Origin of the sequence: Archangium gephyra (assembly GCF_049060025.1) — a bacterium.
In the GTDB taxonomy this organism is placed as follows: domain Bacteria; phylum Myxococcota; class Myxococcia; order Myxococcales; family Myxococcaceae; genus Archangium; species Archangium gephyra_A.
In genome coordinates this window covers 3,557,859-3,571,862 of sequence record NZ_JBMEQQ010000002.1, presented here as the reverse complement: position 1 = coordinate 3,571,862, position 14,004 = coordinate 3,557,859, and the positions used below count along the sequence as shown (strand labels likewise).

Annotated in this window: 13 protein-coding genes, 1 tRNA gene and 3 pseudogenes; 6 read left to right on the top strand and 11 right to left on the bottom strand. The window is 68.7% G+C overall.

The window, feature by feature from the left end; translation table 11 throughout:
• Positions 1-200: 200 nt before the first annotated feature.
• Positions 201-452 carry a helix-turn-helix domain-containing protein gene (locus ACN28I_RS15450; RefSeq protein WP_420942791.1) on the top strand — a complete coding sequence of 84 codons (252 nt, stop codon included), beginning with the start codon at positions 201-203 and terminating at the stop codon, positions 450-452.
• Between the two features lie 153 nt (positions 453-605).
• On the opposite strand, the gene ACN28I_RS15445 is transcribed toward ACN28I_RS15450, so the two are convergent.
• The 4 genes from ACN28I_RS15445 to tnpA all read right to left on the bottom strand — a co-directional run bounded on the left by ACN28I_RS15445 (position 606) and on the right by tnpA (position 3,791).
• The gene (locus ACN28I_RS15445) at positions 606-1,199 is read right to left on the bottom strand and encodes a hypothetical protein (protein WP_420942790.1); all 594 of its coding nucleotides are present in this window, start codon (positions 1,197-1,199) and stop codon (positions 606-608) included.
• Positions 1,200-1,341: 142 nt separating this feature from the next.
• The gene (tnpC, locus tag ACN28I_RS15440; protein WP_420942789.1) at positions 1,342-3,012 is read right to left on the bottom strand and encodes an IS66 family transposase; all 1,671 of its coding nucleotides are present in this window, start codon (positions 3,010-3,012) and stop codon (positions 1,342-1,344) included.
• A gap of 36 nt (positions 3,013-3,048) precedes the next feature.
• A complete protein-coding gene (tnpB, locus tag ACN28I_RS15435) occupies positions 3,049-3,420 on the bottom strand; it encodes an IS66 family insertion sequence element accessory protein TnpB (protein WP_420941580.1) in 372 nt (123 codons plus the stop codon).
• Positions 3,414-3,791, bottom strand: coding sequence for an IS66 family insertion sequence element accessory protein TnpA (gene tnpA, locus ACN28I_RS15430; protein ID WP_420941581.1), 378 nt, complete (start codon positions 3,789-3,791; stop codon positions 3,414-3,416). The genes tnpB and tnpA overlap by 7 nt, the downstream gene beginning before the upstream one ends.
• Before the next feature lie 626 nt (positions 3,792-4,417).
• Here tnpA and ACN28I_RS15425 point away from each other — a divergent pair.
• Both ACN28I_RS15425 and ACN28I_RS15420 read left to right on the top strand, forming a co-directional pair.
• Positions 4,418-5,101, top strand: a complete 684-nt coding sequence (locus ACN28I_RS15425; RefSeq protein WP_420942788.1) for an alpha/beta fold hydrolase — start codon at positions 4,418-4,420, stop codon at positions 5,099-5,101.
• Positions 5,062-5,343 (top strand): alpha/beta fold hydrolase, encoded by a 282-nt coding sequence (locus tag ACN28I_RS15420; protein WP_420942787.1) that lies wholly within the window; start codon positions 5,062-5,064, stop codon positions 5,341-5,343. Before ACN28I_RS15425 ends, ACN28I_RS15420 begins: the two co-directional genes overlap by 40 nt.
• Positions 5,344-5,535: 192 nt before the next feature.
• Here ACN28I_RS15420 and ACN28I_RS15415 read toward each other — a convergent pair.
• The 7 genes and pseudogenes from ACN28I_RS15415 to rpsU all read right to left on the bottom strand — a co-directional run bounded on the left by ACN28I_RS15415 (position 5,536) and on the right by rpsU (position 11,306).
• A tRNA-Ile gene (locus tag ACN28I_RS15415) sits at positions 5,536-5,608 on the bottom strand.
• A gap of 92 nt (positions 5,609-5,700) precedes the next feature.
• A complete protein-coding gene (locus ACN28I_RS15410; protein ID WP_420942786.1) occupies positions 5,701-5,832 on the bottom strand; it encodes a hypothetical protein in 132 nt (43 codons plus the stop codon).
• Position 5,833: 1 nt separating this feature from the next.
• Positions 5,834-6,013 (bottom strand): annotated as a pseudogene (locus tag ACN28I_RS15405) (MGMT family protein); the annotation flags it as partial.
• A gap of 194 nt (positions 6,014-6,207) precedes the next feature.
• Positions 6,208-8,367, bottom strand: a complete 2,160-nt coding sequence (gene rpoD / locus ACN28I_RS15400; protein WP_420942785.1) for an RNA polymerase sigma factor RpoD — start codon at positions 8,365-8,367, stop codon at positions 6,208-6,210.
• A gap of 89 nt (positions 8,368-8,456) precedes the next feature.
• A pseudogene (gene dnaG, locus ACN28I_RS15395) lies at positions 8,457-10,335 on the bottom strand (DNA primase).
• 227 nt (positions 10,336-10,562) lie between these two features.
• Positions 10,563-11,022: pseudogene (locus tag ACN28I_RS15390) on the bottom strand (GatB/YqeY domain-containing protein).
• 89 nt (positions 11,023-11,111) lie between these two features.
• A complete protein-coding gene (gene rpsU, locus ACN28I_RS15385; RefSeq protein ID WP_002621505.1) occupies positions 11,112-11,306 on the bottom strand; it encodes a 30S ribosomal protein S21 in 195 nt (64 codons plus the stop codon).
• Positions 11,307-11,423: 117 nt separating this feature from the next.
• Between rpsU and ACN28I_RS15380 the strand changes: the two genes are divergently transcribed.
• From ACN28I_RS15380 to ACN28I_RS15370, 3 genes are all read left to right on the top strand, one after another.
• On the top strand, positions 11,424-11,606 hold the full coding sequence (locus ACN28I_RS15380; RefSeq protein WP_420942784.1) for a hypothetical protein: 183 nt from the start codon (positions 11,424-11,426) through the stop codon (positions 11,604-11,606).
• A 220-nt stretch (positions 11,607-11,826) separates the two neighbouring features.
• Positions 11,827-13,020 carry a HEAT repeat domain-containing protein gene (locus tag ACN28I_RS15375; protein WP_420942783.1) on the top strand — a complete coding sequence of 398 codons (1,194 nt, stop codon included), beginning with the start codon at positions 11,827-11,829 and terminating at the stop codon, positions 13,018-13,020.
• A 61-nt stretch (positions 13,021-13,081) separates the two neighbouring features.
• On the top strand, positions 13,082-13,996 hold the full coding sequence (locus ACN28I_RS15370; RefSeq protein ID WP_420942782.1) for a GGDEF domain-containing protein: 915 nt from the start codon (positions 13,082-13,084) through the stop codon (positions 13,994-13,996).
• Positions 13,997-14,004: the final 8 nt, after the last annotated feature.

Here is a 14,004-nt window from a genome sequence, read left to right as displayed (position 1 = left end):
GTGCGCGGGGGAAGGGGAGTGGGCCCTCCTGGATTCGAACCAGGGACCAATCGGTTATGAGCCGGGAGCGGGCGGGTTGGCAGGGGTTCGCCGCCCCTGTCACCGGCTCGCAACCTGCGGAAAAGACTGGGGTTCCGCAAGGGGTGGGGCCGGTGCCGGTTGGCACCGTTTCCACCGTTTCGACTGGCCGTGGTGCGCCCGTGGTGCGGAACGTGGTGCGGCCGGTGGGCCCGCCGATGCTCACGGTGCGCGAGGTGGCGGAAGAGCTGGCCGTCTGCCGGGCCACCGTCTACGCGCTCCTCGAACGCGGGGAGCTGGAGCGGGTGTGGGTCGGGCGCTGCATCCGCATCCCAGCCGCGTCGCTTGATGCGCTCCTCGTCCGGGGACGGTGCTGTGGTGCGGCCGGTAGTTCCCGGTTCTCGGCCTTACAGCAGGGACTTGTAACCAGTTGAGTTCCGTGACTTGTAGCGCGAGCCCCCGCGCTGGCTTGCCGTAGTGGGCATGCTCGGGGCGCCTAAAGATCCGCGCGGAACCGACGAGGCTCCTTAGTCTCTTTCATATCCGGATGGCACCGCGAATCACGCGTGAGAGCGCGGGACAGTAGGTCATCGCGAGCGCCAGTCGCTCTCCAGTCGGCGGGACCAGTACCCAAACGGGGCTTGTAGAGCGGTCAAAAGCACCTCGACAGCGTCATGAAGAGCCTTCGCGCGTTCCGAAATCTGCTCTGCGAGTTCATCGCAGGATTCATCGAAGGCCTCTTCCAGCTGTTTCTCACTCAGCCAGAGTTCGGTCCCCCCACTCAGGTGCTGTGTGAACTCGACAAGATCGACCATATGGGTGGACTCAATGAGAGGCGCTTCGCCAGCATGGATCCATTCGTTGCGGGTTCGCTTGAGTGGGGAGGTTACCTGCTGGACTCGATCCAAGGGCGCTTTCAGCTTCCAGCGAGTCGCCCAGTCGTTCTCAACGACCGTGCTGTACTTCATCTCTCGCGGGTTTAGCCCGAGTGCCAGAGTCATGCCTGTGAGGCGTATGGCAACGTCCGAAGCGGTCTGTAGGAGCACAATGAAACTCCTATAGTGGTAGGTGACGTATTCTCCCCTGCGAATCCCGAGCTTCTTGAATGCCCGGCCCTTTGGGCGGTGAACCAGGAAGTTGGCGACCACGCGGAGTTGTTCGGGAAGGTCCGTAAGGCGCATTGCGTAACGGAAGACCTCCGATTGGTAGAGTTCCCCAAGTGAGAGTTCTACCGTATCCACTCGGTGGAGCGGTGCAGAGGGGCGGCGCAGATGTGATAACGGGTGCGCCGCCCGCCGGTCTGCCGACGGGGATGGGCGGTGCTCAGGTCGCGGCAGAAGAGGTGGAGGGCATCTGCGCGGCAGCCGCGCGCGCGGCCTTCCACATGGGCGGCAGCAGTTCATCGAGACGGCGCTGCGGCCAGCCCTGGGCGAGCTTCTCCAGCACGTCAGCCAGGTACGCCCACGGCTCCACCCCGGCCAGCACGCACGTGGCCACCAGCGTGTACACGCACGCGGCGCGCTCGGCTCCCGCGTCGCTGCCGGCGAACAGGTAGTTCTTCCTGCCGACGGCAATCTCCCGCAGCCGCAGCTCCGAGGCGTTGTTGTGCAGCGGCAGGCGCGCGTCCTCCATGAAGCGCGTCAGCGACTTCCACTGGTTGATGGCGTAGCGGCACGCCCGCGCCAGCGGACTCTTGGGCGGCTCCCGGTTGTAGACTTCGGCCACCCAGCGCCCCAGGTGCTCCGTGACAGCGCGTGAGAGCGTGTCGCGCCTGCGCAGCCGCTCGGCCTCGTCCACCTGTTGCTCGTCGGCTTCGCGCTCCACCTCGAAGAGCCGGCCGATGAGAGAGAGCGGCAGCGCCGCTCGTGTGTCACCAGCGTCCAAGGCCTCGACGAAGTAGCGACGGGCATGGCTCCAGCACCCCACCTCCAGCGCGGTGGCGCCCTGGCGGGTAAACAGCTTGTCGTAGCCCTTGTACCCGTCCACCAGCAGCCAGCCCTCACGCTTGTCCAGGAAGGACAGGGGCCCTTCTTCCTTCCAGTCCGGCGTGTAGACGAAGGCCGCCCAGGTGGTGTCCCCCAAGTACACCCACATGTGCCCGCGCTTGAGGCCGTTGGGGTGCTCTCTGTCGAGCACCTTCAGGTGCGTGTCGTCGCTCTGCAACACGTGCGAGTCCAGCGCCCGCCGGGCCACCTCCCGGGCCAGCGGCTGGAGGGTGTCGGCGCCCGCGGCCACCCAGTCCGAGAGCGTCGAGGTACGCAGCTGCACGCCATGGCGCGCGTACATGCCGCTCAGCCGGTGCAGCGGCAGGTGGTCCTTGAATTTGGAAACGAGGATGTGGGCCACCAGGCCCGGTCCGGGCAATCCCCCCTCAATCACCCTGTCGGCGGGAGGAGCCACCACCAGCCCGTCACCACACGGCCGGCAGGCGTACTTGGGCCGTACCTCCTCAATCACCTTGAAGTGACCGGGCACCCACTCCAATGTCTCGCTCCTCTCCTCGCCACAGCACGTCTTGTCCCGCCCGCATGCCTCGCACCGCAGCGCCTCGGGCGGGGGCTGGTGGACGCGCTGCTCGCGCGGCAGGCTGGAGGGGAGCGGACGGCGCCCGTGCCCCTTGCGCTCCTTCTTTCGCGACTCCTCGTGTGGTGGCTTGGAGGGCGGCGTGGAGCCCGCCGCGACGCCTGCGTCCCTGGCCTCAGGCGCCGCCGCCTCTTGGGCCCCGGCGTTCTCCTGGCCCAGTTGCTCCAGGAACAGCGACAGTTGCTCGGCGGATAGCTTCTCGCTTTGGCGGCCAAACCGCTGGCGCATCTCCTTGCGCAGCCGCAACTCCAACTCGGTGTTCTTCTCCACCAACTGCGAGAGCAGGCCCACCACCAGCTCAATCACCTGCTCGTCCTGGCCCTCGGCCAGCAGCGTGCGCAACAGCGCCGCCACGCCGTGTACGTCCGTCGTCTTCTTGCCGGGGGCCGCGCCGCTCATGTCCCGGGACATGAGCCATGGAGCTGCCCCTGGACGCAAGAGGTATTCTCAAGCAGCCGACTTCAGAGGTGGGGGCTGCCAGCGAGGCCGGCGGACACTGGCCTTCAAATCAATCCCCTCCAGCAGCAGGGTGAGCTCCACCGCGTCCAGGGTGACGGCGCCCGTGTCCTCCGGTAGCGAGCGCGGCAGGCGGAAGCTGCCCTTCTCCAGGCGCTTGGAGAAGAGGCAGAAGCCACCGGAGTGCCACCACAACACCTTCACCATGTCGCGCGTGCGGTTGAAGAAGACGAAGAGGTGTCCACTCAAGGGGTCCTCCCGCAGTACCTGTCGCGTCAGCAAGGAGAGCCCGTCGAAGGACTTGCGCATGTCCACCGGCTGGCTCGCCAGGTGGATGCGCACCGAGGAGGGCAGTGTCAGCATGCTTCCTCCAGCACCCTCACCAGCCGCGCCAGCGCGTCCGCGTCGAAGCCCGGCTCCACACGGATGCGCCGGCCCCTGGCCAGTAGCACCTCCATGCTGGCTGTGCCCGGTGCCCGCTGTGCTTCTGTCGACGGTGGCGCCGCGACGTGCACCGGGACGAACGAGAGCGCCGGGCCCGCCTCCTCGGCCCGCCGCTTCTTCCACCACCTCAGCCGCTGCGGTGTAAGCCCATGGCGGCGGGCGAACTCCGCCACCGACAACCCGCTCTCCTCGTAGGCCTCGAGCACCTCCTGCGCTTCGGCCTCCGTCCAGTAGTTGCTTGCCGCGGCCCTCGCGAGCGTTGCGTCCACTTCTTCCGTGTTGCGTCCCATGTCTACACCTCCTGGAACGCGACGCTGAACGCCTCCTCCCTCACTCGGAAGGTGTGGTCCGCCGAGCGCTTACGTTCTACCTCCACCTTCGGGCCAGGACGGATTCCGTTCCGCGTCAGTGCTTCCGCGAACTTGTCCTGCCACTGACGCCCAGCATCAAAGACGGTCCGAATGAATGGATGTACCTCGCCCGTTGAAGTTCTCTTGGTCGATTTTGTGCGCATAGGTAAGCCCAAGGTCTGAATGGTGACTCGTCGTGCCCCTGCCACTTGCGCAGGCGGAGGGGGAGGGGGCGTGGGGGCAGACGAGCAATATACAGCCCCCCTGACAGACAGCGACGCCTTGTTCAGACCGGGCAGCCACGCCCCTCGGTCTCGGATGAGCTGCGCGGGATTCTGCGTCGTCATGCGACCATCCCTCCGGGCAACCGATCTGCGCGGGGCAGGTGTCGTGGGCCGCTCCTGTGTTGATCAACAACCACGAGCGTGCCTCGCGTCCGCTCATAAGGCGGCCAGGACTGCTTCGCGCGGGCTGCTCGCACGCAAGGCCAAGGTACGGCATCCGCCGGCCGTCACCTCCGCGCGGCTTCCCACTCCATATTGATTTGATTCGAGGTGGACGCTCCCGTGACCTTTCATGACGGCACCATCGATGGCGCTCCCCCGCTCGCGATCCGGGATCATGGAGGCGCGGGTCTGGCAGTCCTGCTCGTTCATGGCATCGGACGAACCCTCGAGGATTGGAGCCTCGTCGCGCCGCTCCTCTGTCATGGGCATCGCGTGGTCTCGGTGGATCTGCGAGGCCATGGCCGCTCGGGCGATGGTGGCTGGGCGTGGGAGGACGTCGTGGCCGACCTCGAGCGGGTGGTGCGGCGTCTGGACCTGGGCCGCGCCGCCATCATCGGCCACTCCCTGGGCGGCGTCGTCGCGACGATGTACGCCGCGCGGCATCCCGACTGCCCGGCGGCGGTCAACATCGATGGACATACCTGGCTGCCACCCGACGCCTTCCCGGGCCTCCCGCCGGACATCGCGAGGGAGCGGCTCTCGCACATGCGGGAGTGGATGCGCCAACAGGCCTCCGCCATGGGCGCCCCTCTCTCCGCGGCCGGGTTCGGCGCCGTCCTCCACGCGCAGCAGCCCTGGTGGAGCAGCTCGGGGTTCCAGCCGAACTGCTGGCGGCATCCACCGAGCGCTCGGCGGTGCGTGACGCACAGGGGAACTACCGGCTCCGACCGTCAGGGGAAGCGCTTCGCGCCATCCACGAGGCCATGGACGAGACGGACCTGTTCGCGCTCTACCCGCGGGTGACCGGCTCCCTGCTCGTCTACATCCTGACCGCTCCCGCCGCGCCGGTCCCTGGTGGCCCTCCCTGGTTGCCCAAGTTCCTCGAGTGCTTCGCGAGCGGCCTCTCGCGCGACCTCCAGGCGCTCGCCCACCGTCAGCCGAACATCGAGGTCGAACTTCTCGAAGCCCCCCACCTGGCTCCCCTCACGCACCCACGGGCGCTCGCTCAGCACATCAACTCCTTCCTCGACGCGCATATGCGGTGACCGGGCTCCGAGGGCCGGAGCGCTGGAGCAACCAGTCTCCACATCTCAGGGGAGCACAGCCCCGTGCCGAGGTGCTTCCGCTGGCGGTGGGCGGCCCGCATGGTGCGCCGGTGGTGCGGAATCTGGAGAGGGGGGATTCCGTTCCCGCGCCTCGGAGGAAAATCCCGAGGCACGGGGCGGAGTTACGGGGAGTGGGCCCTCCTGGATTCGAACCAGGGACCAATCGGTTATGAGCCGACAGCTCTAACCGCTGAGCTAAGGGCCCCCAAGGTACGCACGGACGGCGCCGAAGCGCCGCACTGACCGGGGAAGTATCGCGCACCCCGCGCGCGCGCAAGAGGGCGCGTGCCCCGCTGCTCAGCGATGCACGCGCCAGTGCGTGCCCTGGCCTTCCAGGCGCACCCCCTCGGCCTTCAGCCTCCGGGCCTGCTCCACCGCCACCGCCGGCGCCAGCATCCCGTCCGAGCGGATGACACGCCACCACGGCACGTTCTCCAGCGTCTTGAGCTCCCCGTCCCACCCCTCGCGCCGCCCCTGGCCTCCCCGCGTAGAGCGCCACCTGCGCGTATGAGCGCACCTCGCCTCGCGGAATGGCTCGCACCGCCCGGCGCACCGCCTCGGGAAAGGGGAGGGGCTTGGGGGGCTTCGCGGTCTTCCGTCTCGCCGGCATGCGGACTCCCTGCAGGGCAATCCCTCACCCTGGCCCTCTCCCAGAGGGAGAGGGGATCGCAAACGAAAAAGCCCCCGGTCCTCTTGGGAACGGGGGCTTCTTCTTACGTCACTCTCCGGCCCTCGGGGCATGACCCAGGGGGGCGGGCACCCTCACCCCGACCCTCTCCCGGGGGGAGAGGGAGGGGAGGCGGCCTAGCTCTCCACGAAGGAGCGCAGGCGCTTGGAGCGGCTCGGGTGACGCAGCTTGCGCAGCGCCTTGGCCTCGATCTGACGGATGCGCTCGCGCGTCACCTCGAAGTCCTGGCCCACCTCTTCCAGCGTGTGGTCGCTCTTCTCGCCGATGCCGAAGCGCATCCGCAGCACCTTCTCCTCGCGCGGCGTCAGCGTGGCCAGCACCTTCCGCGTCTGCTCGGCCAGGTTCATGTTGATGACCGCGTCCGACGGCGACACCAGGCTCTTGTCCTCGATGAAGTCGCCCAGGTGGCTGTCCTCTTCCTCGCCGATCGGCGTCTCCAGGGAGATGGGCTCCTTGGCGATCTTCAGCACCTTGCGCACCTTGTCGAGCGGCAGCTCCATCTTCTCCGCGATCTCCTCGGGCGTCGGCTCGCGGCCGATCTCCTGCACGAGGTAGCGGCTGGTGCGGATGAGCTTGTTGATCGTCTCGATCATGTGCACCGGGATGCGGATGGTGCGGGCCTGGTCCGCGATGGCGCGCGTAATCGCCTGACGGATCCACCACGTGGCGTAGGTCGAGAACTTGTAGCCGCGCTTGTACTCGAACTTGTCCACCGCCTTCATCAGGCCGATGTTGCCCTCCTGGATGAGGTCCAGGAACTGCAGGCCGCGGTTCGTGTACTTCTTGGCGATGGACACCACCAGGCGCAGGTTGGCCTCGACCAGCTCGGTCTTGGCGCGCTCGGCGCGACGCTCACCCATGCGGATGGCCTCGTAGTTGCGCCGCAGCTCCTCCACCTCGAGGTTGGCCTCCTCCTCCACGCGCTTGATGTTGCGCGTGGCCGTGCGCACGTCGCGCTCCACCGACTCGATCTGCTCGCCGGTGGCGTTGAGCTTGCGCTGCGCCTTCTTCATGGCCTCGGGATCTTCCTTGGCCTCGCGCAGCAGCTCGCGCAGCGTGTCCATGGGCACGCCGTAGCGGCGCTCGATCTCGCGCAGCTCCGACTCCGCCTTCTCCACGCGCTCGATGAGCCCCTTGAGGTTCAGGACGATGCGGTCCACCTGCTTCTTGTTCAGCCGCATCTCCTCCAGGACCTCCATCATCTTGGTCCGGAGATCCTTCACCTCCTGCTTGAGCTCCTTCTTCTTGACGTCCGTCAGCTTCTTCTTGCCGGACAGCTCCGCCTCGAGCCCCTCGCAGTCCTTGGCGAACTTGCGGATGCGCTCGATCTGCTTGTTGATCTGCTCGATCTTGTTCAGCTCGCTCTGCGCGAGCTGGGCCGGCTGACCCTCACCCTCGGCGCCCTCCTCGACGGCCTCGACCTCGGGCTCCTCGCCCTCGGCCTGGGTCTCCTCGGGCGCGTCCTTGATGACGTCGCGCACGCGCAGCTTGCCGTTCTTCAGCCGGGTGCCGATGTCGAGGATCTCGACCATGGCCACGCGGCAGGCCAGCAGCGCCCGCAGCACTTCCTTCTCGCCGTCTTCAATCCGCTTGGCGATCTCCACCTCGCCCTCGCGGGTGAGGAGGCTCACGCTGCCCATCTTGCGCAGGTACAGGCGGACGGGATCGTTGGACTTGCCACCCGGCTCGTCGTCCTCGTCCTTCTCGTCCTCGTCGGCCTCGGCGCGCTCTTCCTCCACCGCGACCGTGGGCTTGATCTCCGCGTTCTGGGCGGCCTTCTGGGCGTCGACGATCTCGATGTCGTTGTCGCCGAACATGCTCATCACGTCGTCGATCTGATCCGACGACACGATGTCCGCGGGCAGGGCGTCATTGACCTCGTCGTAGGTGAGGAAGCCCTTCTCGCGACCGGCGGCCAGGAGATCCTTGACCTCCTTGCGGTCCGCGATGGGCTCCTCATCCACCTCGTCCTCGACGGCGTCCGGGTCCACCTCGACGGCGGCGGCGGCCTCTTCGGCGGCCTCCTCGGGGTCGACGTCGCCGTCGTCCACCTGGGTGACGGCCTTGCGCTTCTTCAGCGTCTCGGTGGCCTTCTCCGCGGCGGCGGTCTTCTCGGCCTTGTCGGCCTTCTCCGCCTTGCGCGCGGCGGAGCTGGCCTCAGCGCTGTCAGTACCCTTGGCCGAGGCTTCCTCCGGCTTCTTCTTCTTGCGGATCTCCGGGGCCACCTTCTTCTTGGGCTTGACGGCCACCTTCGAGGAGGGCTTCTGCGTGGGCATTCGGGTACTTCTCCTTGGAAAAACAGGGACCTGGCCTGGAGGGAGCCGGCCGATCTATCGCAAAGTAGAGGATTCTTACAAACGCGAACTCAAACCGGTTGCATGGGGGCCTTTGTTCCCGGGGGGGACGGGCGGATTTCCTCTTCCACGCGTTTCTTGAGGGAAAGCAGCTCCATGCGCTGCGTGAGGAGCTGTTTGGTCTCCTCGGACAAGTCGAGAGCGCCGCTCGTCTGGCTGGTGGTCCGCTTGATGTAGTCCAGCTGCTGGTTGATGCGGCGGAGCATGATGGCCCGGCATACCTGGAGGAAGTAATGCTCCAGGGCGGAGCCTTGTTGCTCGGCGAGCTGGCGCATGGCGGATTCCACGGCGCGTTTGATGGTGTCGTGGGCCTCGAAGAGGGCGTCCTCGGCCCCATGGCCCGAGGTGGCGTGGGCGAGCACCAGCCGGAGGCCGGGGTGGGACAGCTCGTCGTAGACGCGGAAGGTGTCGCGGACCACGAGCCGGGGCTCGCGCAGGACGGCGGCCACGTACAGCGTCTCCAGGGCGTCCGGGGGCTTCACCGGAGCGGGGCGGGGCGCGGCCGGGCCCTGGGGAGCGGCTCCCCTGCCTGGCTGCTGGCCGGGCCTGGGAGCGGGCTTCGCCGCCGGGGGAGGCGCCTTGCTGCGCAGGGAGGACTCCAGCTCGGCCGCGGGCAGGCCGCACCAGCCGCTCAGCGCGGAGAAGAAGGCCGAGCGCACCAGCCCCACCGGGAGCTGCGCCGACACGGGCTTGAGGCGCTCGAGGGCGGCCATCTTCTCCTCGAAGCTGGCCTCCTTCCCCTGGGGCAGGACGGTGAGGAAGACGTGGCTGGTGAGGGGCCGGGCCTCGGTGAGCAGCCGCTCCAGGCCGACGGAGCCCTCGCGGCGGATGAAGTTGTCCGGGTCATCCCCCTGGGGCAGCAGGGCCACCTTGGCGGCCGCTCCCGCGGCGAGCAGGGGGCCGGCCAGGCGCTCCACGGCGGCGAGGCCGGCCTGGTCTCCGTCCAGCAGGAGGAAGAGCTGCACGGGCCTCGGCGCGGCCGAGCACCTTGAGGTGGCCCGGGGTGAGCGCGGTGGAGCACAGCGCCACCGTGTGCTTCACCCCCTCCTGGTGCAGGGCGATGCAGTCGAAGTAGCCCTCCACGAGGACGGCGGCCTTGCGGCGGCGGATCTCATCGCGCGCCTGGTCCATGCCGAAGAGCGTCTCGCTCTTGTTGTAGAGCCGGGACTCGCGGGAGTTGAGGTACTTGGGCCCCTCCTCGGCGTCCACCAGCCGGGCGCCGAAGGCGATGGGGCGGCCCTCGGGGGCGCGGATGGGGATGATGAGGCGGCTGCGGAAGAAGTCGAAGTAGCCGTCGCCCTTGTTCCGCTTGGACACGAGGCCCGCGTTGAGGCCCCATTCAATCATTCCCGCCTTGGTGAGGCGGTCCGCCAGCGACGTCCACGCGGCGGGGGCCCACCCCAGCCCGAAGGCCCGGGCGGTCTCGTCGGAGATGCCGCGGCTGGCGAGGTAGGCGCGGGCACGGCGTCCCTCCTCCTCCCACAACAGCGAGCGGAAATGCTCGGCCGCCAGGTCGGTGGCCTCCTTGAGCTGCTGCCGCTCCCGGGCACCTGGGTCCTGCGCGGCCTCCAGGTCCACCCCCACCTCGCGGGCGAGGTCCCTCACCGCGTCGATGAACGTCTTGCCCAGGTAGCGCTGCACGAAGGACACGGCGTCACCGCTCGCGCGGCACCCGTGGCAGAAATAGAAGCGCTTCTCGGGGACGACATAGAAGGAGGGGGTCTTCTCCTGGTGGAAGGGACAGCGGCCCTTGAACTCGCGCCCGGCCTTCTTGAGCTCCACGTAGCGCGAGACGAGCCCGACCAGATCCACCCGATCGAGGACTTCCTGGATTTTATGCTCGGGGATCACGTGTCCCACCCCCTCCGCCCGGCGTGTCCGGACCGCCATGGTTCGCACACCAGCCCCTGCGGACGAGTATGGGCCCGGCCCCTGACATGGCCGCGGGTGGTCCAGCGAGAGTCGACGATGTGGAGAAGGAAGGGCATGTCAGCGCGTCGGAAACCGTCCGGAAGGGTGGACGGGAAGCGACCGCATACCCTTAATGGCCGATCAGCGGCCGGGCAAGTTCCTGAAGAACCCACCCGGCGCCGTTCGAGGCCGGAAGACCGGGACCGCTACAGCTTGGAGAGCTGGTTCTTCACTTCCTCGGAGATGGCGCGGCCCTCGGCACGGCCCTGCAGCTTGGGCGTGAGGACCTTCATCACCGCGCCCATGTCCTTGGCGCTCTTGGCACCGGCCTCGGTGATGGCGGCCTGGACCTCGGCGCGCAGCTCGTCCGGGGTGAGCTGCTTGGGCAGGTAGTTCTGGAGGACGGAGATCTCCTGCTCTTCCTTCTCGGCCAGCTCGGGGCGGCCGCCGGACTTGAACTGCTCGACCGAGTCGCGGCGCTGCTTGATGAGGGTGCCGATGACCTGAAGGATGCTGGCCTCGTCGAGAGGGCCGGTGGCGCCGGGCTCCACTTCCTTGTACTTGACGGCGCTCTTGAGCATCCGCAGGACGCTGGTGGTGCAGCTCGTTCTTCGACCGCATCGCGTCCTTGAGGTCGGCGTCGATGCGCTCCCTAACGGTGGCCATGGCAGGGCTCCAGGAATGTGTGGGAAGGGTGCTGAACGGACGAAAGCCGGGGCGCTCGACTGACGCGACCCCGGCTCACGAAAGGACGGCTAGTACGTCTTACGCGCCTTCTTCACCGCGCGCTTCTTGGCCGCGAGAGCCTTCTTCTTGCGCTTCACGGAAGGCTTCTCGTAGTGCTCACGCTTGCGGATCTCGGAGAGGATACCAGCCTTCTCGGTAGCCTTCTTGAAGCGCTTGAGAGCGCTCTCGATGGACTCACCATCCTTCACTCGAATGCCGGGCATGTGTCACCTCCTTCCGTGTGCCTGGAAATGTAAGGGGCGCCGATATGACGCAGCGGGCGCGAAAACGCAAGGACGCCCGCAGAAAAGGATCTGCCGGGTAGGTTAGAGTGGACCCCCGTGAGCCCCGCACTCTTCCTCGTCCTGCTGTTGTCGGCCGGCCAGCACGGCGGCCAGGGAGCACTCGGTTGCTGGTCGTCCTGCCAGCGGCATGTGCAGGATCAGGCCCTTCGCGCCCGGGTCTGCCAGCTGTGTGTCACCACCGGACGCTCCGATGCCTGGGTGTTGGAAGCTCGGACGTAAGCCTGGCCCCCCGGCCCAGGAGGCCCTGCGCTCGGCGCTGACGGATCCGGAATGGCGGGTGCGGTGGGCGGCCCTGCGGGCTCAGGCGAAAGCCCGGGGGCAGACAGAGCCGCGCACCCTCGCGGACTGGGTGGCCGAGGCCCCGGCCAGGGACGAGGGGCTCGTCTGTATCACCGCCGCGCGAGCCGCCGCCAGCTCGGGCCAGTCCACTGCCTCCTTTATGAAGGATGCGGGGGGGAAGGGTGGGGCGGCCGCCGCTCGCATCTGGGCCCATCGGGAGGCCGTCCGGGATGTCCTGGAGGTGGAGGTGTACTCCGAGCAGGCCGGGCTCCGGGGCGAGGCGCTCGTCCACCTCGCCACCTTCATGGGCAGGCCGCCCGCCCGGGTGCTGCTGGAGGCCATGGCCCGGCGCCCCGAGTCCGGGGACGCGGCCGCCGCCTCCGCGCTCCTCGCGGTGGCCGAGAAGCAGGACACCTCGGTGGGGCGGATGCTGCTGGCGGAGGCGAAGCCGCCGGATGAGGCCCTCATCAACCGACTCTTCGCCGTCTACTCGGGTGACCTGGAGACGCTGCGGAAGGGGCTGGCTTCCAAGGATGTCACCGAGCGGCGCGTCACCGTGCAGTCGCTGCGGCGCTACGGTCCCCTGGCGCAGCGCGAACTGGAGCGCGCCCTGGCCGACACCGAGGCCCAGGTGCGCCGGCTGGCGGCGCGGGGGCTCGCCGAGTCCGAGGGCCTGCCGCTGATGGAGGCCGCGGGCCGGAGGGTCCGCGCGGAGGGGGCCTCGCTGGCCACCCGGCGCGTCTGGCTGGAGGTGGCGGCGACCGACAAATCCTGTGAGCAGTTCCTCCTGGAGGTGGCGCACGAGACCGGGCTTCCCGCCGACACGCGGGGCGAGGCGGTGGCCATGCTCTCCGACTGTAACGGCAGGGCCGGGCGCCGCTTCCAGTTGCTGGCTCCCTTCCTGAAGGATCCGCGGGGGCCGGTGCGGGCCGGGGCGGTGCGGGCGCTCGCCATGCCGCGCTCGGTGGAGGCGGATGCCGCCGTCGCCGCCGCGCTCGAGGACCCGGCGCCGGAGGTGGTGGCCGCGGCCCTCGGTGTGGTGAGCCAGCAGCGTCAGTTGTCCCTGGGGGAGACCACGGTGGCCCTGCTCGGCTCTCCACATGCCCAGGTGCGCGAGGCCGCCGCCCGCGCGCTGGAGCGGATCGGCCGTCCCCACCATGTGAAGCCGCTCGCCCAGACCCTGCGGGAGGACAGCGTCGCCTCGGTGCGCGTGGCCGCCGCCGAGACGTTGGCCCTCCTCGGTGGACCCTTCGCCGCCTCCGCCCTCAGCCAGGCCCTGGCGAATGATCCGGACTCCCATGTCCAGCACGTGGCCCGGCGGGGACTGGAGCGGCTCGGCTTCCGGCCTCCCTGAACGCGAGTCCTTGCAGCGGCTTCAGGTGGGCGGATATGGTTCCAGGTCTGGAGAAGTGCGTATGAAGATTACACGAGCCATCGTCATCGAGCCGGGGGCGGCGGGGCGCCGCAAGCTGAAGGAGGGTCTGGAGAAGGCGGGACTCGAGGTGTCCGCCGTGGCGGGGTGGGAGGAGGCGCCGGGGAGGGGAGCCCAGGTGGTGGTGCTGGGGCCCTCGGTGGAGCGGCCGGCGCGGGTGGCGCGCGCGGTGCGGGGACAGTTGCCGCAGGCGCTCGTGCTGGCCGCGCAGGAGACGCCCGGCAAGGCCGGTTTCGCGGATGGCGTCCTTCCGCTGCCCGTTTCCGGCAAGGACCTGCGGGTGCGGCTGCCCGAGCTGGTGAAGCTGCGGACGCTCTCGCGGGGCACGCCGGTGCGCAAGGCTCGCGCCGCTCCCGCCGAGCCGGTGCGCGCCACGGGGGAGCCGCTGTTGGATCCGCTCACCCAGTTCTACGTCTTCGCGCACTTCAAGGACTTCGTCTTCGTGGAGGTGAAGCGCTCGCGGCGCCATGGCCTGCCCCTGGCGCTCGCGCTGGTGGCGTTCGATCCGCTCCCGGTGCGCGCGGGCCGCGAGCTGCGCGAGCAGCTCCATGGAGGACTGGCGCTCGCCATCCGGCGCTCGCTGCGCGACACGGACTTCCCGGTGCAGTACTCGGCGGACCGGGTGCTGTTGCTGCTGCCGCACACGGACCTGGCCGGAGCCCACACCCTGGCCCGCCGCGTCTGCGAGCGCGTGTCCCGTTCCAGCCTCGCCTTCGATGACCAGGTGGTCCGCCCCACCGTGTCCGTGGGACTGGCCGCGCTCACCCCCGGGCGCGAGGTGTCCTTCGCCGACCTCGTCCGCCAGGCGCAGAGCTCGCTCGAGTCCGCCCAGGCCGCGGGCGGCAACCGCGTGGAGATGCTCGCGGAGACGCCGGGACTCGAAATCGAGGGGACGTAGGGAGAGGG

What these genes read in the sequence shown, in the direction of transcription:
- ACN28I_RS15445 (WP_420942790.1), bottom strand. Translation starts at nt 1,199, where the DNA reads ATGCGCCTTACGGACCTTCCCGAACAACTCCGCGTGGTCGCCAACTTC.
- tnpC (WP_420942789.1), bottom strand. Translation starts at nt 3,012, where the DNA reads ATGTCCCGGGACATGAGCGGCGCGGCCCCCGGCAAGAAGACGACGGAC.
- tnpB (WP_420941580.1), bottom strand. Translation starts at nt 3,420, where the DNA reads ATGCTGACACTGCCCTCCTCGGTGCGCATCCACCTGGCGAGCCAGCCG.
- tnpA (WP_420941581.1), bottom strand. Translation starts at nt 3,791, where the DNA reads ATGGGACGCAACACGGAAGAAGTGGACGCAACGCTCGCGAGGGCCGCG.
- ACN28I_RS15420 (WP_420942787.1), top strand. Translation starts at nt 5,062, where the DNA reads ATGGACGAGACGGACCTGTTCGCGCTCTACCCGCGGGTGACCGGCTCC.
- rpoD (WP_420942785.1), bottom strand. Translation starts at nt 8,367, where the DNA reads ATGCCCACGCAGAAGCCCTCCTCGAAGGTGGCCGTCAAGCCCAAGAAG.
- rpsU (WP_002621505.1), bottom strand. Translation starts at nt 11,306, where the DNA reads ATGCCCGGCATTCGAGTGAAGGATGGTGAGTCCATCGAGAGCGCTCTC.
- ACN28I_RS15375 (WP_420942783.1), top strand. Translation starts at nt 11,827, where the DNA reads ATGAAGGATGCGGGGGGGAAGGGTGGGGCGGCCGCCGCTCGCATCTGG.
- ACN28I_RS15370 (WP_420942782.1), top strand. Translation starts at nt 13,082, where the DNA reads ATGAAGATTACACGAGCCATCGTCATCGAGCCGGGGGCGGCGGGGCGC.